This is a genomic window from Nocardia barduliensis, from assembly GCF_013315795.1.
Taxonomy (GTDB): domain Bacteria; phylum Actinomycetota; class Actinomycetes; order Mycobacteriales; family Mycobacteriaceae; genus Nocardia; species Nocardia barduliensis.
In genome coordinates this window covers 20,820-39,936 of sequence record NZ_JABLTE010000073.1, presented here as the reverse complement: position 1 = coordinate 39,936, position 19,117 = coordinate 20,820, and the positions used below count along the sequence as shown (strand labels likewise).

Below are 19,117 nucleotides of genomic sequence, written 5' to 3'. Positions count from 1 at the left end.
AACGAGGTTCGACAAACTCGCTGTGCGCTATCTGGCCACCATCCAGGTCGCGGTCATCAACCAATGGCTCAGACACTCCTGAGGACGGTCCACAAACCCGCCCTTACGACTTCGAGACAGAACCTAGCAGACCTGCCCGAGTTCACTGAATTCTCGGCGACTCGTCCGGACTGGAACCCCGCTGCCGCGTCAAGCCAGCACCTTACCGGTGACGACGACGCTGCTCACCTCGCGAGTGCGGTGTGAATCTCAACTGATGGCTTCGATCAGCAGTTTCGCAGCTACCCCCGCCCCGTCCGAGCGGATCATGCCGGCCACTTCACTCGCGCGGGCTCGGGTGGTGGACGCCAGTGCGATGTCGAGGGCGGCGGACAACGACGCCGCACTGGGATCCGCGTCCGCACACGCCGCGCCGACGCCGAGATCGACCACCCGGCGCGCCCAATGCGGCTGGTCCATCATCTGGGGTACCACCACCTGCGGCGTACCGGCGCGGGCGGCGGCGGTCGTCGTGCCCGCGCCCCCGTGGTGGATGACCGCGGCGACCCGGGGGAACAGCGCCTGATGGTTGGCCTCGTCGATGGCCATGCAGTCGGCCAAGTCGTCGATCAAGTCCAATTCGGCCCAGCCGCGGGAAAGCAGCACCCGCCGGTTATGGGCGCGGATCGCTTCGATCGCGACCCGGGCGATGCTGGGGCGCATGGGCATACTGCCGAACCCGACATACACCGGTGGCGTGCCCGCATCCAGAAACGCCGACAACTCCGCACACAAGGGGCGTTCGTCTGGCACGATCCAGGCGCCGGTCTGCACGACATCCAGATCCGGCGAATGCGGCCACGGGTCCAGAACCGGGTCCACGGCCAGCCACGGGCGCTCGGTGATGACGTGATCGCGCACGCTGTCCACCGCTGACAACCCGAGCCCGGACCGATGAGTGTTGAGCGCGTGACCGAACTGCGCGTTCCAACCGTGGGCGTCGATTTCCCACAGCAGCCGGTTGCCGATCGACGCTGGTGCGGGCCGATCACCCGGCAGCGGCATCGGTGGATGATGCGGCGAGGGCAGCGTGGTCGGCTGGTAGCTCACGTACTGGTAAGGGATACCCAGCTTCTCCGCGACGGACCGAGCCGCTATCTGGGTCACGCCGGTCGCCACCACCGCATCGCATCCTGCGGCCGCTGCGGGAATCGTCTCGAACTGGATTGCGGGCCAGTCGGTCACGAACTGCGACAACTCCTCCCGCGACAACCGTACATCCAGCGAACCCGCCTTCGACGGCCCCAGCCCAACCAACGGCACCCCGATCTCGGCGCAGCGCCGATGGAAGTCCGGCGGGGCACACACCCGCACCCGGACCCCGAGTTCCCGCAACTGCAGCGCAAGCCCCAACATCGGCTCGAGGTCACCGCGCGACCCGATCGCCGCCAACAACACCCGCACTTCAGCACCAACTTCCTGCGACTGGATCCGCACCGATCCACCCAGCCCAAACGAAGTCACCGATGCTATCCACACCGGCCATCATCAAGCCCCACCCCTCCACGACGCCACAACCATCCCCGCCATGGGGAACCTCCCGTGCCTCATGCCCAACCCTTCCGACAACCACGCCTCCACGACCCTCTCAGCAACGATCACCCCCACTACGCCATATCCGCCCGATTCTCGGCCAGTCGGTCGGCTACCCCTTCAAAGCCCAAGGTCCGCCATGCGGCTGACGGAGATGGTCGTGATGCCTTTGCGTCGCCGCTGTCCGGGGCGGTCCAGGAGCAGGATGCCTCCATGGTCACTGGAATGCGTCCATGAGTCCTCGGGGCCGAGATCTTCCAGCTCCGGTGATGGTAATTCGTCCGTCCAGTGCCGGTCGCGGTTGATGCGCCGGGGTGGCGACATCCCATATCCGTACTGTGCGGTCGCTGCTGCCGGTGGCGAGCCGGGCGCCGGCGGGGTCGAACGCCACCGACCACACCTCGCCGGTATGGCCGGTCAGCACCGCCGAGGTGCGCAGGGGGGCCGATGGCCACCATATGGCGATACCCGCCGCTGTGGCGGCGGTGACCGGAACCGCGACAGCGGCGCCGATCAGCAGGCGCCGTCGCCCGAGGCGTCCGGGTGTGGTCACCAATGGCACGCCGGGATTCGGGGGTGGGCCTCCTCGGTGTTTCCGGTGCTGCGCTCGCTTGGCCGAGTACCGCGTCGGGTCCGCCGGCCAGGGCGTCCAGAGCGCGGCCGGAGAAGCAGCAGTCCAGAATCAAGATGCGCGTACTGGCATTGCTTTCGGCGATGGCTTCCCGGACGGTAGTGATCGGCAGCGCGGTGAAGCGGGTGCGGTCGGGGTCGGTGTGGGGTAACGCCAGGCGTAGACGACCTCGGGAATTGAGTAGCCGGTGACCGGTGTAGTACACGATCAGGGTGTCGCTGGCCTATTCGGCTGCCCGCTCGATCAGGTCACCCACCCCGACAGGGTTCAGGGCTTTGCGGCAGTGTTCAGGGTTGAGGACGGCGTTGGGTCCGGCGAGCAACGTGTGGAGGTCGTGGTGGTTGTTGGCGGCCGCGGGAATCGGGTGTAGCCGATCGTCCCGGTCGTAACTACCAGCACCTATAAGGACTGCGCGGGAGTGCTCGCGGTGTGGTTGACGCCTAGTCACTGGGGTGTGTCGGTGGGACGGGTGAGTTCCTGGATCTGTCGCAGTACGGTGTCGGCGTCGAGGCGTTTACCGGTATATCACCGTTCTTGCGGGTGATGGTGAGGTTGAGGTCGGAGCGGCGGTGGCTCAGCCCTCGTTGTTCATGCGATATCGAATACGAAGCGTAACGGTACCCGCATTTGTGGTCATCCCCTGAGCCACGACAAGCGCAGCCACAGAACACGATTCACCACACTCGCCAGCTTCGGAATGGAGCACTTCGAGCTGATCGACCAGGCGGTGCCGACGCGGGCGATGTGGTCGTCGGAGGTACCGGAATGCTGACAATGTGATGGTGGCCGCCACGATTCAGATCGTGGGCCGCATCCAGGACACGCTGGATGGCGAGATCGTCAGCGCTGGCTGGCATATGGCGGGGCGCAACACGATTTGGCTCGTGTAGGACCGTTCGGCTTCCAGGATTTGGCCGCGAAGTTGGCAGTCGTCGAGTTCGGACCCAGGTCCAGATCCTGGGGCCAGGACGCGACTGCGGTCGTGACATGTTCTGCAAGGGGACGATCGTTTGGGCAGGTACCGATGGTCACCCCGGCGAGGTATGGGACGGGTACACGGTGTTCCAAGCCAAGCACAAGCTGCGGTCACGCAGCGCACGCGCAGTCACGTCAGCCACCCACCGGACCTCCCGCCACGCCGCCAGACCAAGGCGAGTGCATTTGACCACGCCGTCGTAGCCGGAGACGGTCAGGCACCAGAGGATCAGGAAACCGTCCTTCAGATGGAAGTCGAAGTCGGACACCGACGCAGAAGTAGGACCCGCCACAGCGAAAGCTCCTCCTCGACCGAAAGATCGAAGGAGGCGCTTTGCTGTAGGCGGCCCGCGCCGCCGGATGGCCAGAACTCACCGGAGCTGAGCGGCAAAATCCCTTGGACCACCGTTCGCGCGGACTAGATGCGCGAGTATCGACTTTCTCGACTCAGTTCCAAGGAGTCGGCCCGGTCTGCGATTCCCACGCTGCGAGCGGTTTTGCTGGCATGAGCAGGATCCCGGCCTTGGCCGCATACGCGCGTGCCTGCGGGGGTGAACGCATGTGCGGTGGTTACCACGGCACCCCAATACGTGGTGTCGGACCGTGGGGATTCATCGCGAGCCGTTCGGCACTCGAGGTGACGCCATCCGCCGGAATCGGCAGTGTCGGAGTGGGGACCGGTCGGCCGGGAGGGTCAGCTGAAAGGGCCAGGGAACGGCATGCCGACACTCTGGCCGGTCAACAACGACCAAACAATTGTCGTCAGAATATTCAAAACGGCGCTCATCGTCACTCCCTCGTAGTCATGGGTTTGCCGACATCTCACCGCATCGGGCGGCGCGCAGAACAGTAGCTGACCGGTGGCCGCACCGGGGTACGAAACCACCTGTTAGCCAGGAGTTTCCTGGCGCGTCGTCGGGTCGCCTCGATTGGGCCGTCGCGAGCCCACACCCATCCGCAAAGCCGTCGCCGCCGAAGATTCGATGTCTCCCATCGACTCGAGAGAGGTGTGGTCGTGCGAGCTGGTGCACTGCGAGTTCACTCGCCGAAATCAGCGAACCCGGATCGGCGTGCGTTCTTACCGGGTACGGTACCGGCGCGGATCGCTCGTCGGCGCGCTCCGTGGATCTCGATGGTGGCCACGGCGTTGCTGATCGGCGTGGGCCTGTCCGCGCCCACCAACGCTCAGCCCGCCCTCACAGGCCCGGGCCCGGGCCTCTATACGATCCGCCCGCTCGCCCACCTCGATCAGGTCCTCACCGTGGAACCGGTCTCGAAAGCGGCGGCCTGCGAGCAGGCCAGCAACGATCCGGATCAGGCGATCCGGGTCCGTCCGGTGCGCCGCCTGTACAACTTGCTCAACCAGCGCACCGTCGAATACCTCGGCTATTACCGCGACGGTCGTACGGGCTGGACCGGGCGCCTCGCGGAATGGGAAGTGATCGCGGTCGAGGGGTTCGGCGGCGGCGTTCACATGATCCGCGTCCCCGATCTCGACGGCCCGCCTGCCGAAGTCCTCACCTATCTCGGTGGCGACAACTCGCCTGTGGCCGGCCTGCGAGCCGCCGCCACCCCGGGCGACGCCGCGGCGTTTGGAGAGCAGCTGTGGAAGTTCGAGCGCGCGATAGGCCATGGCATCTACTCGGGAGAGCTGGAGACGACCGTCGGATCGTGACCGGCGACCCACGGCGCCAGCACCGAGACCAGAATCGATGCCGGCCTGCTCGGCGGCAGTCTGTCACGCGTCGTGGATTATCGAGCCGGAGAACTGCATGGTGATCGAAGTCGCGTTCGACAAGTCGGTCGTCGAGGGGGTCGACCGTGATGTTCCATCCGGCGAAGGGCGTCGGTTCGAAGTAGGCGTAGCTCACCTCATGATCGAGGGCGCCGTCGACTTCGACGTAACCGTACGTTCCGTCGTCGAAGCTCCAGTCGGGTGATCCGTTCTTCTTGGCGGTGACCCGGTACTCGAAGTCGAGGTCCAGCACCGGCTTCCGGCGGAGGCCCGGACCAGCCGGCTGCCCATGTCCGTCGCTACCAGGCCAGGTGCGACGATGTTGGCGTGGATGCCGTGTTGGCGCTCCTCGCGCGAGGGTGCGGACCACGATCTCCATCGCCGCCTTCGCCATCGTGTACGGCGCCGCCTGCGCGGGCGCCGAAGCGACAGTGTTACTGGAGATCATGACGACATCGCCGCGTCCTGCCGCACGCAGGTCGGGCAGCGCTTCACGGAGCAGACTGATCGGGCCGAGGGCATGCACCGACAGCAGTGATAGGTACTCATCCCGGGACGTGCCGACCACGTCGAGGCCGCGTCTGGCCGCGCCGGCATTACTGACCACGATGCTCACCGGCCCGAGGTCGCGCCGCACCGCGTGCACCATCGCGGTGGTCGCCGCCTCGTCGTCGATGGCGGCCCGGTAGCCGACCGTTACGCCCCGCCGGCGGTGATCTCTTTGACGACCTCACCCGCGGCTGCGCATTACCACCATGCGAAGAGAGCCGATTCGCCGAATTCCTCTGCGCTTGAAGCTCTATCCCCGCGCCCCACAGCACCTCAGAGTTGCCGCGATCCTTCCTCGTGGCGGGGTATGTCAGCGCGGTTCGGATCGGTGCGCGGGCAGGAGTCCCGCGGCCATGGCGCGGGTGGCGACACCTGCGCGGCTGCGTGCGTCGAGTCGGGTGATGATGCGGCCGACGCGGTCTTTGATCGTGTGGACGCTGAGGTGTACTCGGTCGGCGATTTCTTGGTTGGAGTAGCCGTCGGCGACTAGTTCGATGATGGCGATGTCGGTGTCGTCCATGCCCGCGCTGCGGGCGGCGTCGGTTCTGAAGGTGTCTTCGACGATGTCGAGGACGCGTTCGAGGTTATGGGGTTGGTGGGAGACCTGACTGCTGAGGAAGCTGAGTCGGTGGTAGATGTCCATCGCCGCGCGTTGTTGGTCTTCGATGAGGGCCAGGCGGCTGGTTTTGTCGGCCAGCTCGGTTTGGAGGCGTTTGATCTCGGTGATGTCGCGGCCGATGCCCTGGCGGCCGATGACGTGGCCGTCGCGTAGGACGCTTCCGGCGTGGATTTCCAATTCGCGGATTTCGCCGTCGGGTCGAAGGATCCTGGTCTCGAAGTACGGGTTCGTTCCCGGGTTGGCGATGCCGCGGTGGAAGTGGTCGAGTGCGGTCTGGAGTGCGTCGGGAGCGACCACCGTGGACAGGTGGTGGCCGATGAGGTCTTCGAGCGATCGGCCGAACAATTCGGTGCCGGCCCGGTTCAGGTAGAGGAAACAGCCCTGGGTATCGAGGACATAGACGACGTCGACCAGACGCGCGAGAAGATCCTCGTAGTCGAGAGAGGGAGCCTGACCTGCCACTCCGTGACTCTACGAGAGGCCGCGAGTCGGGGCGGCATCGGCTACGCCGGTCGGGGGGGCCAGGCGGACCGCTGGGCGGCGCATCGGCGACCAAAGGGGGCCAGTGCACGACTTGCGGGGGTGTCCGGCGTTGGGCGCGGGCATGAAGATGTGATCCATGTCATCAACGAGCGAGGTTGTTGTTCCAGTCACAGGGATCGGAGCGGGTGTCGTCGATTTGGATGGCGCGCGCACGATGTGCGATCTGTTGTTGAGCACGGCGTGGCAGCATCCGGATCGGGTCGCGCTTCGCTCGTTCGAGACCGGTACCGCGTGGACCTACAGCGAGGTGATGGCTCGTGTGGGTGCGGTGTTGGAGCGCCTGCGCGGACTGGGGATCGGTAAGGGCTCGGTGGTGGCGTTGATGATGCGCAATATCCCGCAGTTCCACGTCGTCGACAGTGCGGTGATGCTGGCCGGGGCGATACCGTTCAGCGTCTACAACACCCTTGCGCCCGAACAAATCGAGTTCGTTTTGTCGAACGCGGGCGCGCGCATAGTGATCGTCGAGTCCGGATTCGTGCCCGTGCTGCGCGCCGCGATCGCGCTCGGCGCGCCGATCGAGCGGATTCTCGTGGTCGATGACGTGGTCGAAGGATGCGCGGATCTGCTGACGGAGTTGGCTGCGCAGCGGTGCGAGTTCGATTTCACGTCGTTGGAGCCGGTCTTTCCTGACGATCTGCTGACCATCATCTACACCTCGGGCACGACCGGGCCGCCCAAAGGGGTCGAGCTGACCCACGGCGGCATGCTGGCACAACTGCGGGGTGTGCACGCGGCGTTCCCGGTTCCCGGCGGGGGCCGCCAAATCAGCTTCCTGCCCGCCGCGCATGTCGCGGATCGGTGGACCTCGCACTATTCGGCGTTCATGACCTACGGCAACACCCTGACCTGCGTCGCCGATGCGGTGAACCTGCCCGCCTGCGTCACCTCGACCAGACCGACGGTCTTCGTTGCGGTGCCGCGGGGGTGGGAGAAGTTCAAGGTCGCGATCGAAGACTCCTACCCCGGTGATGTTCTCGCCGACTCCGCCGCGGACCCGGCCATCGGCACCGAACTGCTGGATCGCCTGGGGTTCGGCGAGGTCGTGTGGGCTATGACCGGCGCCGCGCCGACCCCACGCGCTGTGGTGGATTTCTTCGTGGCCCTTGGCCTGCCGCTGTGTGAGGGTCTGGGCATGTCGGAAGCCTCCTGCGTGGTCGCGGTCAACACCCCGGCCTCGCTTCGGCCGGGCAGTGTCGGTCGGGCGCTGGACTCGGTGGAGGTGGCAACCGCGGCCGACGGTGAGCTGCTGGTTCGTGGAACCCAGATCATGCGTGGCTACCGCGATCAGCCCGACCGCACCAGCGAGGCCCTCGACTCCGAGGGGTGGCTGCACACTGGCGATATCGCGCGCATCGATGACGACGGATTCGTGTGGATCGTCGACCGCAAGAAAGAACTCATCATCACCGCGGCGGGTAAGAACTTATCCCCGGCCAATATCGAAATGGCGGTCCGATCGGCGGGCAACCTCATCGCACACGTGTGCGCTATCGGTGAGGCACGACCCTACGTGGTCGCCTTGGTCTGCCTCGATCCCACAGCGGTCGGCGACCGCGCGTTCGACGACCCCGCAGTCGTCGGGAAGGTCCAGGAACAGATCGACCGGGCCAACACCAAGCTCGCCCGGGTCGAACAGATCAAGAAGTTCGCGATCGTCGAGCGCGAATGGACGGCGGGTAGCCAACTGACCCCGACGATGAAGCTGCGCCGCGCGGTCATCGCCACCGAACACGCTCGACAGATCGAGGACCTGTACGCGAGCAACCGATAGCCACGTACATCGTCCACCGGGCGTGCGGGTACGCCGGGAGAGCAGCGACAGGAGGGAACCGCACACCGGTGAAATCGCCGCAGCGGCGACGCCATGACATAGACAGTTGTCCATATAATAAACCAGTCAATATTCCGGTTCCATCTCTCAGATTCCGGCCGGGCAGCTCGACCAGCAGCGCCCGCCGAGATTCGACAAACTTGGAAGGCCCCTCACCGGCGAGGGAATCTATGACCACATCACTTTTCGCCCGTTTCAGACAGGCAGCCACCCTCGTAGTGGCCGCGACCGTCCTTCCCGTCGTCGTCGTGGTGGGACCCGCGCCCTCGGCCGCGGCCGAGGTCCAGGTCCTGTCCGGGATCGCCCGGGCGGCTGTGCCTCGGGCGAGCTGTGGTGCGGGGGCATCGCCGGAGACGGGATTGCAAGGCGACGTCCCGGCCGCCGACCGCGAGAACGGTCGCAGCGCCCAGGGATACAGCTGCAATCTCACCCGGATCGGCAACTACGGTGGCCTCGGTGCCGGCGCGGTATCCGCGGCGTTCGATTCATGCGTGTACCTCGCCAGCTTCTTCCCCGGGAGCCTGCACGGTCCGGTGCCCGGTGTGGAAGTCCTCGACGTCTCCGATCCCCGCAACCCGGTCTTCTCGGTCTCTCTGACCGAACCGGCCATGCTGGCCGGCACGTGGGAGTCACTGAAGGTGAACACCGCCCGCGAACTGCTCGTCGCGACGGGCGCCCCGATCGTCACCGGAGCCGGACTGCTGTCGGTCTACGACATCTCCGATTGCAAACACCCCCGACTGCTCAACGCGAACGGCCCCGGCAGCTCGCTGGCGATGCCGCTGCCGATCACCGCCCACGAGGGCGGGTTCTCACCGGACGGCAACACCTACTGGTCCTCCGGCACCGCGCCCGGCCTGATCAGCGCCGTGGACCTCACCGACCCCTCCCAGCCGCGTGTCATCTGGCAAGGACTGCCGGGGACCTCGATGCACGGCATGGGGTTCAGCGACGACGGCAATCGCCTGTACCTGGCCAATAACCTCGGCGGCGTGACGATCATGGACGTCTCCGCGGTTCAGCGCCGTGACCGCGACCCGGTGGTGCCGGTGCTCTCGGAGACGACATGGACCGACGGCTGGGCAACCCAGCACGCGGTCCCGGTGACCTACGGCGGCACGCCGTATCTGTTCGTTCCGAACGAAGCCGGTTCGGGTGGCGTCAAGGTCATCGATGTCTCCGACGCGGCGCGTCCGCGTGTGGTCAACACGATCAAACTCGAGATCAACCTGCCCGAGAACCAGGATTCCGCGCTGGCCTCGAGTATGGGCGGCTCGATTTTCTCCTACGACTCGCACTACTGCACCGCCGACCGCCCCGTCGACCCGACAGCGCTGGCCTGCGGTTGGTTCTCCTCCGGCGTGCGCGTGTTCGACGTGCGTGACCCTCTCGAGGTCCGTGAGATCGCCTACTTCAACCCGCCGGCGCGCGAGGACGATAAGGCATTGGCACACGCCAGTCGCAGAGTCATCACCGTGATCGGCGCACCGATACTCAGCGCCCCGGCGCTGGCGCAAGCGATCGGCACCGGCGTCTTCGATCCCGCGCAAGCCACAAGCGCGCGCAGCGGCAAAATCCTGTTCGGCGACCTGACCGCCGACTGGTGCGCGTCCCCACCTCAGTGGGTGGGCAGGCAACTGCGAGTCAGCTGCGCCGACAACACCTACATGACACTGGAACTGGATCCGGCCGTCTACACCGCGCCCGCCGATCAGCAGAGCACCCTCGGCGCATGACCCGACGCCAGGCGATCACCGCCGCCGCGACCCTCGGTCTGGCGCTGCTGTTGCTCGCGATGGGCGCCGCGGCGCGCCCCCTGTTCGTCGACGAACGCCCTGCCTCGAAGCCCGTGCTGAATCCCACCGAAATCGGGTTCGCGCAGGACATGCTCGCCCACCACAGCCAAGCACTGATCATGACCGCGCGTCTGGACCAGTCGGCCGACCCCACCGTCGTCGCACTCGCTGCCCGCATCGAAGCCACCCAACGCGAAGAAGTCGGCGAACTCAAGGGCTGGCTGCGCATGGCAGGCGCTTCGACCGTCAACCCCGCGCCGATGCAATGGATGCACCCGAACACCAGGGTCACCGACCACCACAACCGAGCCGCCACCCCGAGCGAAGCGGCTGACGGCGGCTCCGCGATGCCGGGGATGGCCACGCAGACAGAACTCGACGCCCTCTCGGCGGCGCGCGGAACAGACGCCGCTCGATTGTTTCTCCACATGATGACCCGCCACCACTACGGCGGCATCCAGATGGCACAAGCCGCGAACGACCTCCTCGCCGACGGGATCGTCAAACAAACCGCCCGCGACATGATGACCAGCCAAACCCAAGAAGCCGGACTCATGGAAATCATGCTGAGCTCACTGACAACCGCCCGATAGACCGCGACTGGGAATCCGAGGAGTAGCCCCCCGATGTGCTGCTCGCGGTGGGTACCGAGCTGATAAACCTGGACAACCCCGCCACTACAACCAGTGTGGAGCGCGCGGAGCCCGTAGTCTCGCGCGGTGCTCTCTCAGCGGAGCCGTCCTTGGCTGCGTTTCGGCACCGAAGCCGCAGCGGCCGGCCGCGGTCACCGCACCGTTGCCGTAAGTGCTGCATGTTGTCGGTATCGACGACCTGGTCAACCGATAAGGCTGTCGGCCATGGATGAATTGCCCCACGGACACACCGGGCCGCAGTCCGCCGCCACGGCGGCGAGCAGGTCGGCTGGACGGGGCCGTGCCGACTTCAGCGGCGGTGGCCACTGCCCCGTTGATCATCGTGCGGATGGACGACCATCACGGGGCACGACGCGTGCTGCACCAGAGTATTGGCCGTCGACCCGAGCAGCATGCTCGCGAACCCACCGCGCCCGCGGCTGCCCACGACCAGCAACTGCGCCACCTTCGACCAGTCCAGCAGATGCGGCCCCGGCGCGGACACCTCGACCTTCCGGACGACCCGGACTTCCGGGAACTTCTCCTGCCAGCCCGCGAGACGCTCGGCGAGAATCGCCCGTTCGACATTGGTCAGGTCGAGCTCACCCAAGCTGGCGTGCCCACCGAACCGGCCCAAGTCCCAATCACTCCAGACATGCACGGCGACCAACTCGGCCCCACGCTCGGCCGCTTCGGCGAACGCCGCGGCGATCGCCGCTTCGCCGACCGCGCTGCCGTCCACGCCCACGACCACCGGACCGGAGACCTGCGTCGCGTCGCCGACGTCGGGGCCGGTGCGAACGACCACCACCGTGCCGTGTGCGTGAGCGGTCACGGACAGCAGTGTGGAACCCAGATGGGTGAATGTGCCGGCGTTGCCGGTCGCACCGATCACGACCGCATACGCCTCCGCGCTGTGCTCGATCAACAGTTCCCTACCGGTGTCGGTGGACACGCGAGTCGAGACACGCAGTTCGGGCGCGGTCGAGCGGGCCAGTCGTTCGGCCCGCGCGACCACGTCCTTGCCTTGTTCGCGTACAGCATCGATCACTGAGGGAATGACGACTTCGTAGTCACCCAGTACCCAACCGGTGCCCACCAGATCCATGCCGTGCAGGATCTCGAGTTCGCGTCCGCGTTCGGCCGCGAACTGCGCCGCCCACCGGACAGCGGCCCACGACCCGTCCGAACCGTCCACACCGACGATGACCTTCGCCGTGGCGAGGTGATGCGGATCGTCGAATCGCCGCTCTGTCATGGCTTGCCTCCTGAGCCCATGTGATCGTGTAGCGCCCAGCCGGGGCGCTCACTTCAACGGTATGAGCGTCACCGCAGCCGCGAATGCGGCTTATCGGCCTCGATGACAGGGACGAAAGGCCACTAGGCAAACAGAGGACGGCGACGCGCAGGTTCCTCGCCGTCCGGGCCCAAGGACTCTCGCCCGGAAGCGAATTTCTGCCTCCGACCGACGCGAACCGTAGCGGGTGACAGTCGGCGGCAACGGCACACCTCGCCGCTCCTGCGCCTGGTCATGAGCGCAGGCGCGGCCCGGATGAACAGCAGGCTGAGAGGGCGTTTGCGACTTAGTCGCCGGACTCTCGTCAGCCTGGAGGTTCGATCCGGAATACCGGGTACTGGTCCGCGATGCGCGCGAACTCACCGAGCGGGGCGGTGCGGTCGATCGGAAAGTGCGGCCGAGCGCCGGGAGCCACGGCGAGGTAGCGGCGCAGGATCGGCGCCCGCTCCCCCACCTCCACCTCGGTGAGCCGCACCGCTTCGCGGCCGCGCCGGTGCAGGAACGCGCGGCCGTGTGCCGCGCGGACGTTGTGCACCCACCCGGCGTCCGGACCCAGCATCGACACCAGGTAGCGCTGTCCCTCGTACTCGGCGACCACGATCGGCAACCTCACCGGGCGCCCGGTGCGCCGACCGGACACTTCCAAAGTCACGGCACAGCCCGGGGACAGCACACCCGCCGAATACATCCACTCCGAGGCCCGGTTCAGCACCCGGGCGAGCGTCCCCGGCCGGTTGCCCCGATACATCTGACGTTTCGTCGCATACAGCAGATCCCGCACACTGCCCATACATCCCACTCTCCTCGCCTGCTCCAAGCAGAACCGCAAGACGGTAGCGCTTCTACCGTGCATGCGTGACTATCGTTCTACCCCTGCCGAGCGAGCACGACGAATCAATAAGGTCCGCCTCGGTGTGCACCGATCGAAGTCCGGTGCATGAGCGCGGCGATGCCGATCGACAGTGCGTCGGCTTGGTCGTTCTTGCGGCCGTGCCCGGTGGAGAGCATTCGCACCCGGTGGACGAGTTTCGCTGGCACACCGAGGCACTCGATTCCGTCGTAGGCCAGCTTCTGTGCCAGAGGCGCTGAGATCGCGGGCTCCTCTCGAACAGAATGCGAATCGAACTCCTCACTCTCGCAACCGGACGGACAACAACCGAGGACAGCCCACGCGGCCGCAAACCCGGGGCGACTCGAGTTGTCTTGCATCCGCCGTCCGCAGTCGTCGCGGCCCCCGGCCATGCAGGTCGGGCCATGGCTACTGGGATTCGATGCGGCGCGTTTCGCCGGGGCGAACGGCCTCCGCATTCGGGAATTGCGGCCCTGTCCGGGAGGCGCCCGGGTCGGTCTTCATGAGACGAATCCGCTCGTCGATAGGCGCTGTCGGGAAGAGGCCCTGGTGCGAGGGCGGTCGGTTCGACTTGCCAAAAGCATTGTTTGCTAAACTCTGCAAATAAGGTGGTGGATACGGGATACCGCCTCGCCGGGAACCGAAGGGAGTGGTGGCGATGCCAGGACTGCAGCGGCCGCTCTATCAGATGAAGGCCGACTTCTTCAAAACACTCGGGCATCCGGTGCGGGTGCGGGTGCTCGAACTGCTCAGTCAGCGCGAGCACGCAGTTTCGGAGATGCTGACCGAGATCGGGATAGAGGCGGCCAACTTGTCCCAGCAGTTGTCGATCCTCCGGCGCGCCGGCCTGGTAACCGCTCGCCGCGAAGGGCTCTCGGTGACCTACGAATTGACCACTCCCGAGGTCGCCGAGCTTCTGGCGGTCGCGCGGGCCATTCTCACCGGCGTAGTCGCCGGTCAGGTCGAAGCCCTCGAAGAACCCGCCTGACCTCGCCACCTATCAGGAAGCCGCTCGCTCACTGATTGCACTTTTTCTAAAGTAAATACCTAGCAGTTTTCGAAGGAGAGATTCGTCGTGACCAACCACCTAGACGTTGCCGCGAGCGTGCAGGCACCGACCGAGCATGAGGGCATCCTGGCGTGGATCGCCGAGGTCGCGGAGTTGACCGCACCCGATCGCATCGTTTTCTGCGACGGCTCTCGGGCGGAGTGGGACCGACTCACGGGGCTGCTGGTCGAGAAGGGCACCTTCGTGCCGCTTGCGGCGAAGCCGAACTCCTTCTGGTGTGTGTCGGATCCTGACGATGTGGCGCGGGTGGAAGACCGCACCTTCATCTGCTCGGAAGATCGCGAGGACGCCGGCCCGACCAACAACTGGGTCGATCCGCTCGACATGCGCACGGTGATGACCGAGCACTATCGCGGGGCCATGGCGGGACGGACGATGTACGTGATCGCGTTCTGCATGGGGCCGTTGGATGCCGAAGATCCGAAGTACGGGGTGCAGGTCACCGATTCGGAGTATGTGGCGGTTGCGATGCAGATCATGACCCGCTCCGGCGCGCCCGTGTGGGACGAACTCCCCGACGGGACGGGCTTCGTGAAGTGCCTGCACTCGGTGGGCGCTCCACTGGGAGAAGGCCAGGTGGATGTGCCGTGGCCGTGCGATTCGACCAAGTACATCTCACATTTCCCGGAGCGCCGGGAGATCTGGAGTTACGGCTCCGGCTACGGGGGTAACGCGCTGCTGGGCAAAAAGTGTTTCGCGCTGCGGATCGCCTCCGTGCTCGGCCGTGACGAGGGGTGGCTGGCCGAGCACATGCTGATTCTCAAACTCACCACACCCCAAAAAAAGATCCACTACATCGCGGCCGCGTTCCCGTCCTCGTGCGGCAAGACCAACCTCGCCATGCTCGAACCCGCCCTGCCCGGCTGGACCGCGGAGACGATCGGCGACGACATCGCCTGGCTGCGTTTCGGCGCCGACGGCCGGTTGTACGCGGTGAACCCGGAGGCGGGGTTCTTCGGCGTCGCCCCGGGAACCGGCGCGCAGACCAACCCGAACGCGATCGCCACGATCGATGCCGGTAATTCGATCTTCACCAACACCGCACGCACGGACGCCGGTGACGTGTGGTGGGAAGGCTTGACCGACACTCCGCCCGGGCACCTCATCGACTGGCACGGCCAGGACTGGACCCCTGAGTCGGAAACCCCTGCCGCGCATCCGAACTCCCGCTACTGCACCCCGATCGAGCAGTGCCCGTCGGTGGCGGCCGAGTGGAACGACCCGGCTGGGGTGCCGATCTCGGCCATCTTCTTCGGCGGCCGCCGCAAGACGACAGTGCCGCTGGTGACCGAGACCTTCGACTGGGAACACGGGGTGTTCACCGCGTCGGTGCTGTCGTCGGAGACCACTGCGGCGGCGGCTGGAGCGGTGGGTGTGGTACGGCGCGATCCGATGGCGATGCTGCCGTTCCTCGGCTACCACGTCGGCGACTATTTCGCGCACTGGCTGAAACTCGGCGCCGCCGCCGATCCCGCGAAGCTGCCGAAGATCTTCCAGGTCAACTGGTTCCGACGCGGCGCCGACGGCAGTTTCCTGTGGCCCGGCTTCGGCGACAACGTGCGTGTACTCGAGTGGGCCCTCGAGCGCTTGGACGGTGCCGCCGATGCTGTGGAGACACCGATCGGGTTCGTGCCCACTGCCGAAGCCCTGGACCTGACCGGCCTGTCGGAGCGAGCCCGGAGACTGGCCACCGCGGCGCTGGCCGTCGACATCGACGAGTGGGTGGCCGAGACCACGTCGATCGACGAGTGGTACGCCACCATAGGCGGCAATCGGCTGCCCGACCAACTGCGTGCGCAGTTGGCCGCGCTGAAGATGCGTCTGGCCAAAGCCCTGTGAACGCGCTCGCACTACTGCCGCGCTGGTCGGACTGGTACCCGGCGCTGCGCGCGCCCGGCGCGGACCTGCTGTCGGGTCTGATCGTGGCACTGGTGGCGCTGCCGCTCGCGCTCGGCTTCGGAATCTCCTCCGGGCTGGGCGCGGCCGCTGGACTGGCCACCGCCGTCGTCGCGGGCGCGACCGCGGCGGTATTCGGCGGCTCCCGCTTCCAAGTGTCCGGGCCCACGGGCGCGATGACGGTGGTCTTGGTGCCGATCGTCGCCCAGCACGGCGCCGGCGGGGTGCTCGCCGTGGGGCTGCTCGCCGGTCTCGTACTCGTGGTGCTCGCGATTGCCGGGGTCGGGCGGGCCGTTCGCTACATGCCGGCCCCGGTGATCGAAGGCTTCACCGCCGGCATCGCGGTGGTCATCGCGCTGCAGCAGGTCCCGTCCGCGCTGCGGATCGAGCACGCCGAGGGAGAGAAGGTGTGGCAGTCGGCATTCGACGCGGCATGCCGATACATTTCGCACCCGCACCACCTGACGCTGGTGACCGCACTGGTGGTGGCCGCGGTAGTCCTGGCCGGTGGCCGGTACCAGCCGAAACTGCCTTTCGCGCTGATCGCTGTGGCCGCAGCCACCGTCGCGGTGCGGGTGTTCGATCTCGACTTGACCCCCATCGGACAAATCCCGACCGGATTGCCGGCTCCCTCCATAGGATTCGTGCACCTCGACCAACTCGGGTCATTGATCGCGCCCGCACTGGCAGTGGCGGCGCTCGCCGCACTGGAATCACTGCTGTCGGCGACCGCCGCCGACGCGATGGCCGTGGGCACCCGTCACGACCCCGATCGCGAACTGCTCGGCCAAGGCGTGGCCAACATCGCCGCCCCGATGTTCGGCGGTGTGCCCGCCACCGGCGCGATCGCCCGCACCGCAGTGAACGTCCGCTCCGGCGCGCGCACGCGGCTCGCGGCGCTGACCCACGCCGCCGTGCTGGCCTCGATCATCTACCTGGCCGCACCCATGGTGGCCGAGATCCCACTGGCAGCCCTGGCTGGAGTCCTGCTGGCCACGACCGTCCGGATGGTGGAGACCGCGTCGCTGACCGCGATCGCCCGTTCCTCACGCGGCGACGCGATCATCATGGCGATCACCTTCGGCGTCACCGTCGCCCTCGACCTGGTGACCGCGGTCGCCATCGGCGTCGGCATCGCCATCGTGCTCGCTCTTCGGTCGGTCGCGAAAGAAGCCCGGCTACAGCAGGTCCCACTCGAGATGCCGGCCGACGGCACCGACCATCTGGCCGAGGAGCACGACGTACTGCACGACCATATCGTCGCCTACCGCATCGAGGGGCCCTTGTTCTTCGCCGCCGCTCACCGCTTCCTGCTGGAACTGGCCGAAGTGTCCGATGTGCACGTGGTCATCCTGCGCATGTCCGGAATCACCGCCTTGGACACCACCGGCGCCCTCGTCCTGAAAGACGTCATCGGCAAACTCGAACACCGCGACATCACCGTCCTGATGTCCGGTCTGCGCGAGGATCATCGTCGCCGCCTCGCCACGATCGGTGCCCTGCCCACCGGCGGCGACGCGCACATCTTCGAGCACACCCCCCAGGCCATCGCCCATGCCCGCAGATGCGCGCCGAACCCTGCCGGACAAATCACATGAGCTCCCCGATCCGCGCCAGCACACCGGTACCGTTTGTCTTCCCAGAGCCGGAGGGTCCAACGACGCGTTACCCCTCGGGCGCTACCGCGCTGCGCGGGCGCGTTCGCGCTCCAAGGCGCGGGCGCGCTGTTGTTCGAAGCGTGGGATTCGCACCTGTTGCAGGTCGTCGATGAATGCGGCGAGTCTCTCGCGTGCTTGCTCGCCGCGTGCTCCGAAGTCGTTGCGGTCCATGATGTTCCACTGTTTGACTACCGGAAGCAGTACTTCCTCCAGGTGCTGGCGCAGGTCGTAGACGCCGTGCTTGGCCATCAGCACGCCGTTGCGACGGAAGTCGGGCATGCCTGCGCCCGGCATCCGGAAGTTCTCCACGATGGTGTCTATTGCCTCCATCGCCTGATCGGGCACCAAGTCCAGGGCGGCGGCGCAGATGGTGCGGTAGAAGATCATGTGCAGGTTTTCGTCCGCGGCGATGCGTTGCAGCATTCGGTCGGCGATCGGGTCGTCGCACACTCGGCCGGTGTTGCGGTGGGTGACGCGCGTGGCCAGTTCCTGGAAGCTGACGTAGGCGACCGAGTGCAGGAATCCGGCGCCACTCGCGACATCGGTTTCGTTCGCACCGGAGGAGAATCCGTTGGTCATGTGGACCATCCGGGCCTTCTCGAGGGCAACCGGGTCCACGCCGCGGGTAACCACCAGATAGTCGCGGATCACGGTGCTGTGCCGCATCTCCTCGGCTGTCCACCGGCCGACCCAGGTACCCCATGCACCGTCACGGGAGAAGTTCTCGGAGATCTCGCGATGATAGGAAGGCAGATTGTCCTCGGTCAGCAGATTGGTGATCATCGCGGCTTTCGCCACCTCGGTGAGAGTGGACTGCTCGGGAGACCAGTCCGCACCACCGAGCATGGCGAAGTTTCGCCCCTCGTCCCAGGGCACGTAGTCGTGGGGATGCCAGTCCTTGGCCATCGACAGGTGCCGGTGCACGCAGTCCTCGGCGATCGGCTGCAGTTCGGCCAGAATCTCTCGCTGCGTCAGGTCGCGCGCCAATGCTGTAGCCTGCCTCTCTTTTTCGCAATTCTTCGAACAGGTCGGCATACACACCACCACCGCCCTCGGGTGGCGCACAGGGCCGAAGGCCCCGGAGAGGCGGGACCGAATACCCGTTCACTTGATGACCGCAGCAGCGACAACACTTTGCGACCGTCGTTGCGGCGATGCCTCGACCCGCATGCTCAATGGCCGGATCGGTTTGCGAAGAGGACGGTAAGCCGTAGATTCACGGTCTCTGCTTCTCCCCTACCCAGGATTCGGCCGTCCCACGTCACTCCTCCCGGTTCCATGGGCGGACAGGTGCGAAGGTCCGGATGGCAGATACCCGGTGTCGCCCGGGCGATCCGGCGTGGCGACATTGCGGCCCTTCGGCCTGCGGGACCAGGACCAAGGGCCACGCGCATGGCCCGGTCCTGTTGCACATTCGGCGTGAACCCGGCGCCAGCCGGTCCGCCCACCCTGCTGGCCGCA

15 protein-coding genes and 1 pseudogene are annotated in these 19,117 nt (G+C 66.4%); 8 read left to right on the top strand and 8 right to left on the bottom strand.

Annotation, left to right across the window (positions count from 1 at the left end):
• Window positions 1–249: 249 nt before the first annotated feature.
• The 3 genes from HOV91_RS26605 to HOV91_RS26595 all read right to left on the bottom strand — a co-directional run bounded on the left by HOV91_RS26605 (window position 250) and on the right by HOV91_RS26595 (window position 3,471).
• Window positions 250–1,443 (bottom strand): glycosyltransferase, encoded by a 1,194-nt coding sequence (locus HOV91_RS26605; RefSeq protein ID WP_174188096.1) that lies wholly within the window; start codon window positions 1,441–1,443, stop codon window positions 250–252.
• Window positions 1,444–1,789: 346 nt separating this feature from the next.
• Complete coding sequence (locus tag HOV91_RS26600; RefSeq protein WP_174188095.1) at window positions 1,790–2,134, bottom strand: WD40 repeat domain-containing protein; 345 nt, start codon at window positions 2,132–2,134, stop codon at window positions 1,790–1,792.
• Between the two features lie 1,097 nt (window positions 2,135–3,231).
• Window positions 3,232–3,471: a hypothetical protein gene (locus HOV91_RS26595; RefSeq protein ID WP_174188094.1), complete on the bottom strand. Its 240-nt coding sequence runs from the start codon at window positions 3,469–3,471 to the stop codon at window positions 3,232–3,234.
• Between the two features lie 839 nt (window positions 3,472–4,310).
• Here HOV91_RS26595 and HOV91_RS26590 point away from each other — a divergent pair.
• The gene (locus HOV91_RS26590) at window positions 4,311–4,853 is read left to right on the top strand and encodes a hypothetical protein (protein ID WP_174188093.1); all 543 of its coding nucleotides are present in this window, start codon (window positions 4,311–4,313) and stop codon (window positions 4,851–4,853) included.
• Window positions 4,854–4,950: 97 nt separating this feature from the next.
• A complete protein-coding gene (locus tag HOV91_RS26585) occupies window positions 4,951–5,118 on the top strand; it encodes a hypothetical protein (protein ID WP_174188070.1) in 168 nt (55 codons plus the stop codon).
• A 204-nt stretch (window positions 5,119–5,322) separates the two neighbouring features.
• Here HOV91_RS26585 and HOV91_RS40145 read toward each other — a convergent pair.
• Window positions 5,323–5,562: pseudogene (locus tag HOV91_RS40145) on the bottom strand (SDR family NAD(P)-dependent oxidoreductase); the annotation flags it as partial.
• 210 nt (window positions 5,563–5,772) lie between these two features.
• Entirely contained in the window at window positions 5,773–6,543 is a 771-nt protein-coding gene (locus tag HOV91_RS40885; RefSeq protein WP_174188092.1) for a PAS domain S-box protein, read from the bottom strand.
• Window positions 6,544–6,778: 235 nt separating this feature from the next.
• Here HOV91_RS40885 and HOV91_RS26570 point away from each other — a divergent pair, with 235 nt between their 5' ends.
• The 3 genes from HOV91_RS26570 (at window position 6,779) to HOV91_RS26560 (ending at window position 10,847) form a co-directional block, all read left to right on the top strand.
• Window positions 6,779–8,398 carry an AMP-dependent synthetase/ligase gene (locus HOV91_RS26570; protein ID WP_246350902.1) on the top strand — a complete coding sequence of 540 codons (1,620 nt, stop codon included), beginning with the start codon at window positions 6,779–6,781 and terminating at the stop codon, window positions 8,396–8,398.
• 230 nt (window positions 8,399–8,628) lie between these two features.
• On the top strand, window positions 8,629–10,194 hold the full coding sequence (locus tag HOV91_RS26565; protein WP_217441180.1) for an LVIVD repeat-containing protein: 1,566 nt from the start codon (window positions 8,629–8,631) through the stop codon (window positions 10,192–10,194).
• The gene (locus HOV91_RS26560; RefSeq protein WP_174188090.1) at window positions 10,191–10,847 is read left to right on the top strand and encodes a DUF305 domain-containing protein; all 657 of its coding nucleotides are present in this window, start codon (window positions 10,191–10,193) and stop codon (window positions 10,845–10,847) included. The genes HOV91_RS26565 and HOV91_RS26560 overlap by 4 nt, the downstream gene beginning before the upstream one ends.
• Window positions 10,848–11,196: 349 nt before the next feature.
• Here the strand turns inward: HOV91_RS26560 and HOV91_RS26555 are convergent, their stop codons facing one another.
• Complete coding sequence (locus HOV91_RS26555) at window positions 11,197–12,144, bottom strand: universal stress protein (protein ID WP_174188089.1); 948 nt, start codon at window positions 12,142–12,144, stop codon at window positions 11,197–11,199.
• 343 nt (window positions 12,145–12,487) lie between these two features.
• On the bottom strand, window positions 12,488–12,973 hold the full coding sequence (locus HOV91_RS26550; protein ID WP_217441179.1) for a nitroreductase/quinone reductase family protein: 486 nt from the start codon (window positions 12,971–12,973) through the stop codon (window positions 12,488–12,490).
• A gap of 718 nt (window positions 12,974–13,691) precedes the next feature.
• On the opposite strand from HOV91_RS26550, the gene HOV91_RS26545 reads away from it, so the two are divergent.
• The 3 genes from HOV91_RS26545 (at window position 13,692) to HOV91_RS26535 (ending at window position 17,596) form a co-directional block, all read left to right on the top strand.
• On the top strand, window positions 13,692–14,021 hold the full coding sequence (locus tag HOV91_RS26545) for an ArsR/SmtB family transcription factor (RefSeq protein ID WP_063051353.1): 330 nt from the start codon (window positions 13,692–13,694) through the stop codon (window positions 14,019–14,021).
• An 87-nt stretch (window positions 14,022–14,108) separates the two neighbouring features.
• The gene (locus tag HOV91_RS26540; RefSeq protein ID WP_174188088.1) at window positions 14,109–15,941 is read left to right on the top strand and encodes a phosphoenolpyruvate carboxykinase (GTP); all 1,833 of its coding nucleotides are present in this window, start codon (window positions 14,109–14,111) and stop codon (window positions 15,939–15,941) included.
• On the top strand, window positions 15,938–17,596 hold the full coding sequence (locus HOV91_RS26535) for a SulP family inorganic anion transporter (protein ID WP_174188087.1): 1,659 nt from the start codon (window positions 15,938–15,940) through the stop codon (window positions 17,594–17,596). Before HOV91_RS26540 ends, HOV91_RS26535 begins: the two co-directional genes overlap by 4 nt.
• 81 nt (window positions 17,597–17,677) lie before the next feature.
• Here HOV91_RS26535 and HOV91_RS26530 read toward each other — a convergent pair whose 3' ends face one another.
• Complete coding sequence (locus tag HOV91_RS26530) at window positions 17,678–18,643, bottom strand: acyl-ACP desaturase (protein WP_174188086.1); 966 nt, start codon at window positions 18,641–18,643, stop codon at window positions 17,678–17,680.
• Window positions 18,644–19,117 lie beyond the last annotated feature (474 nt).